General features: G+C 65.2%; 9 protein-coding genes. 2 read left to right on the top strand and 7 right to left on the bottom strand.

What is annotated here, in order from left to right:
- Positions 1–58: 58 nt before the first annotated feature.
- On the bottom strand, positions 59–457 hold the full coding sequence (locus tag QZ294_RS09600; RefSeq protein ID WP_297049512.1) for a hypothetical protein: 399 nt from the start codon (positions 455–457) through the stop codon (positions 59–61).
- A 60-nt stretch (positions 458–517) separates the two neighbouring features.
- On the bottom strand, positions 518–1783 hold the full coding sequence (locus QZ294_RS09595; protein WP_297049509.1) for a phenylacetate--CoA ligase family protein: 1266 nt from the start codon (positions 1781–1783) through the stop codon (positions 518–520).
- Between the two features lie 371 nt (positions 1784–2154).
- On the opposite strand from QZ294_RS09595, the gene QZ294_RS09590 reads away from it, so the two are divergent.
- Positions 2155–3885 (top strand): glutamine--tRNA ligase/YqeY domain fusion protein, encoded by a 1731-nt coding sequence (locus QZ294_RS09590; protein ID WP_297049506.1) that lies wholly within the window; start codon positions 2155–2157, stop codon positions 3883–3885.
- 241 nt (positions 3886–4126) lie between these two features.
- On the opposite strand, the gene fusA is transcribed toward QZ294_RS09590, so the two are convergent.
- The 3 genes from fusA to rpsL all read right to left on the bottom strand — a co-directional run bounded on the left by fusA (position 4127) and on the right by rpsL (position 7317).
- Positions 4127–6205, bottom strand: a complete 2079-nt coding sequence (fusA, locus tag QZ294_RS09585; RefSeq protein WP_297049503.1) for an elongation factor G — start codon at positions 6203–6205, stop codon at positions 4127–4129.
- A gap of 96 nt (positions 6206–6301) precedes the next feature.
- A complete protein-coding gene (gene rpsG, locus QZ294_RS09580; protein WP_297049500.1) occupies positions 6302–6772 on the bottom strand; it encodes a 30S ribosomal protein S7 in 471 nt (156 codons plus the stop codon).
- A 173-nt stretch (positions 6773–6945) separates the two neighbouring features.
- Positions 6946–7317 carry a 30S ribosomal protein S12 gene (rpsL, locus tag QZ294_RS09575; protein WP_297049497.1) on the bottom strand — a complete coding sequence of 124 codons (372 nt, stop codon included), beginning with the start codon at positions 7315–7317 and terminating at the stop codon, positions 6946–6948.
- Between the two features lie 137 nt (positions 7318–7454).
- Between rpsL and QZ294_RS09570 the strand changes: the two genes are divergently transcribed.
- Positions 7455–7709 carry a molecular chaperone DnaJ gene (locus QZ294_RS09570; RefSeq protein WP_297049495.1) on the top strand — a complete coding sequence of 85 codons (255 nt, stop codon included), beginning with the start codon at positions 7455–7457 and terminating at the stop codon, positions 7707–7709.
- A gap of 153 nt (positions 7710–7862) precedes the next feature.
- Here the strand turns inward: QZ294_RS09570 and QZ294_RS09565 are convergent, their stop codons facing one another.
- Together QZ294_RS09565 and QZ294_RS09560 are read right to left on the bottom strand one after the other, a co-directional pair.
- Positions 7863–8099, bottom strand: a complete 237-nt coding sequence (locus QZ294_RS09565) for a thioredoxin family protein (RefSeq protein ID WP_297049492.1) — start codon at positions 8097–8099, stop codon at positions 7863–7865.
- Positions 8100–8115: 16 nt separating this feature from the next.
- A complete protein-coding gene (locus QZ294_RS09560) occupies positions 8116–9234 on the bottom strand; it encodes a permease (protein WP_297049489.1) in 1119 nt (372 codons plus the stop codon).
- Positions 9235–9251 lie beyond the last annotated feature (17 nt).

Raw genomic sequence — 9251 nt, 5'->3', positions numbered from 1 at the left:
GGCTATGCCGCCGCAAAACCCTTACGGGTTTTGTCGTGTCTACTTTGGCAAGTAGACACTAGGCGAAGTCCTGGCCCTGGGACTCCAGCCGGTCGATGAACAGGGCAAGGTTGTCCGGTTCGCCGGGCTTGTGCTCGTCAGGATAGAGCAGGGCGGACATGAAGAAGACGGAATCCAGCCTGAGCGCCATGGCCGCGCTTTGGGAAAAGCGCTTGAGCGCGGCGGCGAGCCGGTCGCGCAGCGGCTCCGGCAGGGATGCGAGCTGCGGGGCCGCGTCCTTCGCCAGCGCGGCCAGGCTTTCGGCCTTGGCGCGCATTTTTGCGGTATAGCCGGGGATGTCGCCGGCGTCCATGCGCGCCAGCGCTTCCCGTTCCGCAGCCATGACGTCCCCATGGCGCGCCCGCAGCCAGGCGATGGCGGCCGCCAGGGAGGCGTCGTCAGGTGTCTGCATGTCCATGGCATCCTCCTTCCTTGTCTGCCGGGGTGAGAAGGCAAAAACGCCCTGCGCGGACGGAGGCTAATCCCAGTGACGCTTGTCCTCGATGGGCCTGATCTGTGGCGGCAGGCTGCCGGGCGCAAGGATCTTGAGTTCGGGGCGGAGCTTGATCTTTTCGCGGAACTGGTGGAGCAGCTCCTCTTCGCGCTTGAAGCCGCTGGTTTCGATGAAGAGCGTCATTTCGTCGATGCCGCCAGGGTTGGTGACCTCGATCTGCCAGCGCTTGATCTCCTCGAAGCGGCTCATGACCTGTTCCACCTGATGCGGATAGACGAACATGCCCATGATGCGGGCCGTGGTGTCCACGCGGCCCACGATGCTGCCGAGGCGCGGACTCGTCCGGCCGCAGGCGCAGGGTCCGCGGTCGATATAGGAAAGGTCGCCGGTAGCCAGACGGATGAGCGGATAGGTCTTGTTGAAGGCCGTGACCACGATCTCGCCCACCTCGCCGTCCTTGAGCGGAATGCCCGTATCAGGATGGCAGATCTCCACATAGCAGCGGTTGGCGATGTGCAGGCCGCACTTGTGGAAGCACTCGTAGCCGATGCAGCCCACATCCGCCGTGCCGTAGCCCTGGCGCATGATGAGGTCGTACTTTTTTTCCATCTGCGAGCGCATCTTTTCGGAGAGGCGTTCGCCGGTCACGAAGGCCACTTCCAGGAACAGGTCCTTGCGGAGGTTGAGTCCCTTTTCCTCTGCCTTCTGGGCCAGATGCATGAGGAAGCTCGGCGTGCCCACATAGCCGCAGACGCGCAGTTTCTGCATGATGTCAAGCTGGGTGGCCGCGTCGGTGGGACCCGCCGGAATGACGGCGCAGCCGAGGTTGCGCAGCGGCTCCTCGAACATCAGGCCCGCCGGGGTGAGCTGGTAGTTGAAGGTGTTCTGCACGGCGTCGCCGGGCCGGAAGCCGACGGAATAGAACGCCTCGGTATAGCCCCAGTAGTCCTCCCCGCGGTCCTCGGGGTCGAAGATCGGCCCGGGCGAGAGAAAGACGCGCTTCAGCTCGCCGATGTCCTTGGTGAGCAGGCCGCCGAGCCGGGGACCCATGGACTGGAGAAAGATGAGTTCCTTTTTCTTGAGGATGGGGATGTGCTTGATGTCCGAAAGGGTCTTGAACTTCTCCACATTGAACTGCGCGCGGTCAAAGCGCTTCTTGACGTCTTCCGAATAGCGGTAGGCGTAGGAAAGCAGGTCCTTGAGCTGGATGAGGCAGTATTGGCGGCGCTCGCTTTCGTCGAGCACTTCGCGGCGGCTGTAGATGCCTTCGGTGCGGTCTTTGCGGGTCATGACATCTCCCTGCGGCTGGCTGGCGCCAGTATCTCTTGACACGGAGGCCGCCGCGCGGCGGCCGGGGGAAGGGTACGGAAGAGCGGAACGCCTGTATGTACGCAATGCCACGCGAAATTGCAAGTATTTTTTTATTTATCGTTATATTTCACCATATTGGATGCATCGCTGTGCGGAGTTGCCCCGGCGCGTCGCGCGGGGCGGCCGCCAGCGGAGGAGCCGGCGCGTCCGGGCGTGGAAACGACAGGACGGGTGCGCGGCGCCTCCGGGCCGGCGCAGGCGCGCATTGACCGCCAGAGATGCCCGGGATATGCTTGAATGTTTTCCGACCGCAATCGTGCGGCCCACGACCACCTTTTTCGGAGCGCGGCATGGAATCGCAGCATCTTTCTCCCACAGGGCAGGCCGATACCAACGGGCAGGGCGGCGCGGCCCGTCCCGGAACGGATTTCATCCGCGCCCGCATCGAGGCGGATACGGCTTCGGGCCGCTTCGGGGGGATGGTGCATACCCGCTTTCCTCCGGAGCCGAACGGCTATCTCCATCTCGGGCATGCCAAGTCCATCTGCCTGAATTTCGGCGTGGCGGGGGAGTATGGCGGCCAGTGCAACCTGCGCTTTGACGACACCAATCCCGTCAAGGAAGAGACCGAATATGTGGCCGCCATCCGCGAGGATGTGGCCTGGCTCGGCGGCCGCTGGGATGACCGGGAGTTTTACGCCTCGGACTATTTCGAGCGCCTGTACGACTACGCCGAGGAGCTGATCCGGCGGGGCAAGGCCTATGTGGACGACCTCTCCGCCGACGAGATCCGCGCCTTCCGGGGCACGCTCACCGAGCCTGGCAGGGAAAGCCCGTGGCGGGAGCGCACCGTGGAGGAGAATCTGGACCTGTTCCGGCGCATGCGCGCGGGCGAGTTCCCCGACGGGGCGCGCGTGCTCCGCGCAAAGATCGACATGGCCGCGCCCAATCTCGTCATGCGCGACCCCACGCTCTACCGCATCCGGCACGAGGCGCATCACCGCACGGGCACCGCATGGTGCATCTATCCCATGTACGATTACGCGCACTGCCTGTCGGATTCCCTCGAAGGCATCACCCATTCCCTCTGCACGCTGGAGTTCGTCAACAACCGCGAGCTGTACGACTGGGTGCTGGACGCCCTGGGCGTCTATCATCCGCAGCAGATCGAGTTCGCGCGCCTCAACCTGACCTATACCATCCTGTCCAAGCGCAAGCTCATCCAGCTGGTGCGCGAAGGCCATGTGGCCGGCTGGGACGATCCGCGCATGCCCACCCTGAGCGGCCTGCGCCGCCGGGGCGTGCCGCCGGAGGCCCTGCGCGACTTCTGCGGGCGCATCGGCGTGGCCCGGGCCGATTCCACGGTGGAATACTCCCTGCTGGAGCACTGCGTGCGCGAGCGGCTCAATGCCGTGGCCCCGCGCGCCATGGCCGTGCTGGACCCGGTGCGCGTGGTCATCGAGAACTGGCCGGAAGACCGGGTGGAGGAGCTGGAGATGCCCTGGCACCCGGAGGACGCCAGCTACGGCAGCCGCACGGTGCCCTTCACGCGCGAGCTGTTCATCGAGCGCGACGACTTCCGTCTGGAGCCGCCCAAAAAATTCCACCGCCTTTCTCCCGGCGCCGAGGTGCGCCTGCGCCACGCCTTTCTCGTCACCTGCCGCGAGGCGGTCCTGGACGAGAACGGCGAGGTGCGGGAGCTGCGCTGCGTCTGCGACCTGGAGAGCCGGGGCGGCCAAAGCCCGGACGGCCGCAAGGTCAAGGGCACCCTGCACTGGGTCCCGGCGCGGCATGCCGTCAGGGCCGAAGCGCGGCTCTATGGTCAGCTCTTTGCCGTGCCCGATCCGGACAAGGCCCCGGAGGGCGGCACCTTCCTGGACAATCTCGATCCCCATTCGCTCACGGTGACCACGGCCTGGCTCGAACCGGCCCTGGCCGGGCTGGAAACGGGCAGGACCGTCCAGTTCGAACGGCTGGGCTATTTCTGCAAGGACAGGGACAGCACGCCGGAAGCGCCGGTCTTCAACCGCACGGCCACCCTGCGCGACACCTGGGCCAAGGTGGAGAAAAAGGAAGGCTAGGCGCGTTGTGGCCCCGCCGTCCGCGCGCCGCGCCGAAAAAAAGCCCCCGTTGCCGGGGGCTTTTTTGGTGACTGCGGATGGCGGACGCTCTAGTGTCTAATTGCAAAAATTCTGCGCAGAATTCTGTGCAGAATTTTTGCAGGATCGTTCGCGAAAAAGCGTGGTTTTTCGCTCACTCACGGCGGCTATGCCGCCGCAAAACCCTTACGGGTTTTGTAGTGTCTACTTTTGCAAGTAGACACTAGCTTCTGGCCTTCTGGATCTCTTCGGCCAGAGCGGCGGGCACGCGTTCGTAGTGGTCGAACTGCATGGTGAAGGTGGCGCGGCCCTGGGTGCGCGAGCGCAGGTCCGTGGCGTAGCCGAACATGGAGGCCAGGGGCACCTGGGCGCGCACGCTCTGCGCGCCGCCCGCGCGGGCTTCCATGCTCTGGACGCGGCCGCGGCGGCCGTTGAGGTCGCCCATGACGTCGCCGAGGTATTCCTCGGGCGTGACCACTTCCACGTCCATGATCGGCTCCAGCAGGACCGGCGCGGCCTTGTTCATGGCATCCTTGATAGCCATGGAGCCGGCAACGTAGAAGGCCTGCTCGGAGGAGTCCACCTCGTGGTAGGAGCCGAAGACCAGGTTGACCTTGAGGTCCACGGCCGGGAAGCCGGCCAGCACGCCGGACTTCATGGCGTCCTGGATGCCCTTGTCGATGGCCGGGATGTACTCCTTGGGGATGACGCCGCCCGTGATGGAGTTGATGAACTCGTAGCCCTTGCCCGGGTTCGGCTCCACCTCGATGACGCAGTGGCCGTACTGGCCGCGGCCGCCGGACTGCTTGGCATGCTTCATGTCCGACTTGGACGGTTTGGAGATGGTCTCGCGGTAGGCCACCTGCGGCTTGCCCACATTGGCGTTGACGTTGAACTCGCGCGTGAGGCGGTCGACGATGATCTCCAGATGAAGCTCGCCCATGCCCGCGATGAGGGTCTGGTTGGTCTCCTCGTCGCCCTTGACGCGGAAGGAGGGGTCCTCCTTGGCAAGCTTGCCGAGGGCCGCCGAGAGCGCGTCGCGGTCGGCCTTGGTTTTCGGCTCGATAGCCACCTCGATGACCGGCTCGGGGATATTGAGCGATTCGAGGATGACCGGGCGCTTGTCATCGCAGAGCGTGTCGCCGGTGGAGGCGTTCTTGAGGCCCACCAGGGCCACGATGTCGCCGGCGCCGGCCCACTTGATGTCCTCGCGCTTGTTGGCGTGCATCTTGAGGATGCGGCCGATGCGTTCCTTCTTGCCGGTATTGGCGTTGAGCGCGCTCATGCCGGTCTCGATAACGCCGGAATAGATGCGGAAGAACGACAGGTGCCCGATGAAGGGGTCGGAAAAGAGCTTGAAGACCAGGCCGGCCAGAGGCTCCTTGTCATCGCAGCGGCACTCGATGATCTCGTCCTCATGGCCGGGCACATGGCCGGTCATGGGCGGGATGTCCACCGGCGAGGGCAGGTAGTCCACCACGGCGTCGAGCAGGGGCTGGACGCCCATGTTGCGGAAGGCCGAGCCGCACAGCACCGGCACGATGCTGCGCGAGATGGTGGCCTTGCGGATGCAGGAGTTGATCTCGTCCTCGGTGAGCGCCTCGCCGCCGAGATACTTTTCAAGCAGGGCCTCGTCCTCCTCGGCCACGGCTTCGAGCAGTTCGTGGTGTTTTTCCTCGAACAGGGCCTGCATGTCCGCGGGGATGTCCGTCACCTTGAATTCCGCGCCCTTGGTGCTCTTGTCGTAGTAGATGGCCTTGCCGCGCACCAGATCCACCACGCCCTCGAACTTGTCCTCGGCGCCGATGGGCAGCTGCAGGGGCACGGCCTTGGCGCCCAGACGGTCATGGATCATGCCCACGCAGCGGAAAAAGTTGGCGCCGATGCGGTCCATCTTGTTCACAAAGCAGATGCGCGGCACATGGTAGCGGTCGGCCTGGCGCCAGACCGTTTCGGACTGCGGCTCCACGCCGGCCACGGCGTCAAAGACGCAGACCGCGCCGTCGAGCACGCGCAGGGAGCGCTCCACCTCGATGGTGAAGTCCACATGGCCGGGCGTGTCGATGATGTTGATGCGGCAGTCTTTCCAGAAGCAGGTGGTGGCGGCGGAGGTGATGGTGATGCCGCGCTCCTGCTCCTGCTCCATGAAGTCCATGGTGGCCTGGCCGTCATGCGTTTCGCCGATCTTGTGCGAAACGCCGGTGTAGTAGAGGATGCGCTCGGTGGTGGTGGTCTTGCCGGCGTCGATATGGGCCATGATGCCGATATTGCGCTGTTTGTCTACGGGAACGGTGCGTGCCACGGTAATTCCTCCCTGCGGCGAAAGCGGCGATAATCAACGCCGGGGCGGTATCCTTGCGGATGCGGCCCCGGCGGCGGCGAGTCCGGTCGTGCGCCCCTACCAGCGGTAGTGGGCGAAGGCCTTGTTGGCGTCGGCCATGCGGTGCGTGTCCTCACGCTTTTTCACCGCGCCGCCGCGCCCGTTCCAGGCGTCGAGCAGCTCGTTGGAGAGCTTGGCGGTCATGCCCTTTTCCCCGCGCGAGCGGGCGTAGTTGATGAGCCAGCGGATGGCGAGCGAGACCTGGCGCTCGGGCCGCACCTCCATGGGGACCTGGTAGGTCGCGCCGCCCACCCGGCGCGCCTTGACCTCCATGTGCGGCTTCACGTTGTCCAGGGCCTTCTCGAAGGCGCGCATGGGATCTTCGCCGGTCTTTTCGGCCAGCGTGTCCAGCGCGCTGTAGAAAATCTTTTCCGCGGCGCCCTTCTTGCCGTCATACATGAGCCGGTTGACGAACTTGGTGACCAGACGGCTGGAATACAACGGATCGGGCAGGATCTCCCTCTTGGGGACCGGACCTTTGCGTGGCATGGGGTTTCTCCTTGCGTTCCCGGATGCGGCGTCACCAACCCCGCGACGCGCCGGCGCCGCTGTTTCCGCAACGGCAGCCGTGGCGCGGCGCATGGCGCACGCCCACAGGGCTTCGGGTTATGCCGTGGCCGCGACGGCCCGGCGGGAAAGGGCGAAGGCGCGCTCCGCCGCGACTACTTGGGCCGCTTGGCGCCGTACTTGGAACGGCTCTTGCGGCGGTCGGCCACACCGGAGGCGTCGAGCGTGCCACGGATGATGTGGTAGCGCACGCCGGGAAGGTCCTTGACGCGGCCGCCGCGGATGAGCACCACCGAGTGCTCCTGCAGGTTGTGGCCCTCGCCGGGGATGTAGGCCGTCACTTCGATGCCGTTGGTCAGGCGCACGCGGGCGACCTTACGCAGGGCCGAGTTCGGCTTTTTCGGGGTGGTGGTGTACACGCGCGTGCAGACGCCCCGCTTCTGCGGGCAGGCCTGAAGGGCGGGCGTCTTCTTGCGCTTCACCACCGGCTCGCGCTCGGTGTGGATGAGCTGGTTGATGGTGGGCATGGGATCCTCCGAAATTTGGGTATGGACAAAACGCCAAGGGCATGCTCTTAACCAAAGCGTGCCGATGTGTCAAGCCATCCCTGCGGAAGGGCGCGCGCGAACCGGCGCCGCGCGGGGGGACGAAACAGGAGGTGAAAATGCCCATTTGCGAGACATGCGGCGGCTCGGGCCGCCTTTCCTGCGGCGCCTGCTGGAACGGGCAGAGCACCTCTCTCTGCCCCGAGTGCCGCGGCAGCGGGATGCTCCATGAGGACGCGCGTCAGGGCGCATGCCCGCGCTGCCATGGCGTGGGGCGTTTCACCCCGCACAGCTGCACCGTGTGCGGCAACAGCCTGCCCTGTCCCGACTGCGGCGACGCTTCGGGCGCCTGGAGGCCGGGCTACCGGTATTGATCGATGGCAAACCGCGTGCTCCAGGAGGAGCAGATTTTGAAGGGTTGCCATGTATATCGTGTTTCAGGCACTCTTCGCTGCCATCCTTTCGCAGCCGTCCGGTGTTCAGCCATTTCCGCCGCAACAGCAGCCGCCCCCGGGAGCCACGGACCCTCAGGACCCTTCGATCCAGGCCGCGATCTCCTCCTTGCCGGGGACGCGTCCCGTGGCCTTCACGACGCCGTCAATGGCGATGGCCGGCGTGGACAGCACGCCTGCCGCCAGCATTTCCCTGAGATCGGAGACCTTTTGCACGTTGATGTTTCCGCCCTTGGCGGCGGCCACCTCCCTGACCCGGGTCTCGGCTTCCGCGCATCTGGCGCAGCCGGGGCCGAATATCGTGATTTCCATGTCCGCCTCCCGTGTGTCAAAGGTGCGGGCCAAGGCTGTTGAACAGCCAGCCCATGAGCGTGAAGATCACCCACAGGTAGCCGATGAAGGCCGCCTGCAGCCGGAACGTCATGATCTGGCGCAGCAGCAGCACTTCGGGGATGCTGGCCGCCACGGCGCTCATGCAGAACGCCAGCGTCGTTCCCAGGGGCAGCCCCTTGAGCAGCAGGCTCTCCATAACGGGCACGATGCCCGTCACATTTGAATACAGGGGAATGCCCACCAGAACCGCGACGGGGACCGACCACCATTCTCCTGCGCCGAGATGTTCCGCGAACCAGTTTTTCGGCACAAAGCCGTGCAGAACAGCGCCGATGCCCACGCCGATGATGACCCACTTCCAGATGCGTCTGACGATGGAGACCATCTCCCCATGGGCGAAGACATGCCGCTGCCGGAGCGTCAGCTTTTGTCTCTGTCCGCTTTCGCTGACGGCCAGGCGGGCGGGAGCGTTGTCCACGGTTTCCCTGATGAAGGGCTGGAGCCAGCGCTCCGCCCCGATGCCGTCCATGAAAAGGCCGCCGAGGATGCCCGCGGCCATGCCCGCCGCCACATAGATCACGGTGAATTTCCCGCCGAGCAGCCCCCAGAGCAGCACCACGGCAAGCTCATTGATGAGTGGCGAGGTGATCAGGAACGCCATGGTAATGCCCACAGGGATGCGGGCCGTGGTGAAACCGAGGAACAGCGGAATGCCGGAGCAGGAACAAAACGGCGTGACCGCTCCGAACAGCGCGCCGAGAACATAGCCGTAGCCGCGCCGCTTGCCGGCAAGGCAGTCCCGCACCCGTTCGACGTTCAGCGACGCGCGCAGCCAGGCGATGCTATAGATCAGGGCTGCCAGCAGCAGGAGGATCTTTGCCGTATCATAGAGAAAAAATTCCAGTGCAGCGGCCACATGCGTGCCCGGAGCCATGCCGAGCGCGTCGAAAACCAGCCAGCGCGCGAAAGGGAGCGCAAGGCGGTATGCCAGCAGCCAGAGGACGGCCAGGGCCGTCATGGCGGCCAGATATTTCGCGTTCCAGCTTCCGGGGGCGTTCTCCCGGTCCGTCGGCGGAGTTTTCGCGCGGCAGCGGCAGGCGGATCCCGTGTCCATGGGCGGCGCTCCTTCAA

Origin of the sequence: uncultured Desulfovibrio sp., from assembly GCF_910584445.1 — a bacterium.
GTDB lineage: Bacteria > Desulfobacterota > Desulfovibrionia > Desulfovibrionales > Desulfovibrionaceae > Desulfovibrio.
This window is presented reverse-complemented; position numbering and strand designations above follow the sequence as displayed.

Excerpts from the sequence above, each read along its gene's own strand:
- rpsL (WP_297049497.1), bottom strand. The coding sequence starts at position 7,317 with ATGCCCACCATCAACCAGCTCATCCACACCGAGCGCGAGCCGGTGGTG.
- rpsG (WP_297049500.1), bottom strand. The coding sequence starts at position 6,772 with ATGCCACGCAAAGGTCCGGTCCCCAAGAGGGAGATCCTGCCCGATCCG.
- QZ294_RS09590 (WP_297049506.1), top strand. The coding sequence starts at position 2,155 with ATGGAATCGCAGCATCTTTCTCCCACAGGGCAGGCCGATACCAACGGG.
- QZ294_RS09560 (WP_297049489.1), bottom strand. The coding sequence starts at position 9,234 with ATGGACACGGGATCCGCCTGCCGCTGCCGCGCGAAAACTCCGCCGACG.
- QZ294_RS09565 (WP_297049492.1), bottom strand. The coding sequence starts at position 8,099 with ATGGAAATCACGATATTCGGCCCCGGCTGCGCCAGATGCGCGGAAGCC.
- QZ294_RS09570 (WP_297049495.1), top strand. The coding sequence starts at position 7,455 with ATGCCCATTTGCGAGACATGCGGCGGCTCGGGCCGCCTTTCCTGCGGC.
- QZ294_RS09600 (WP_297049512.1), bottom strand. The coding sequence starts at position 457 with ATGGACATGCAGACACCTGACGACGCCTCCCTGGCGGCCGCCATCGCC.
- QZ294_RS09595 (WP_297049509.1), bottom strand. The coding sequence starts at position 1,783 with ATGACCCGCAAAGACCGCACCGAAGGCATCTACAGCCGCCGCGAAGTG.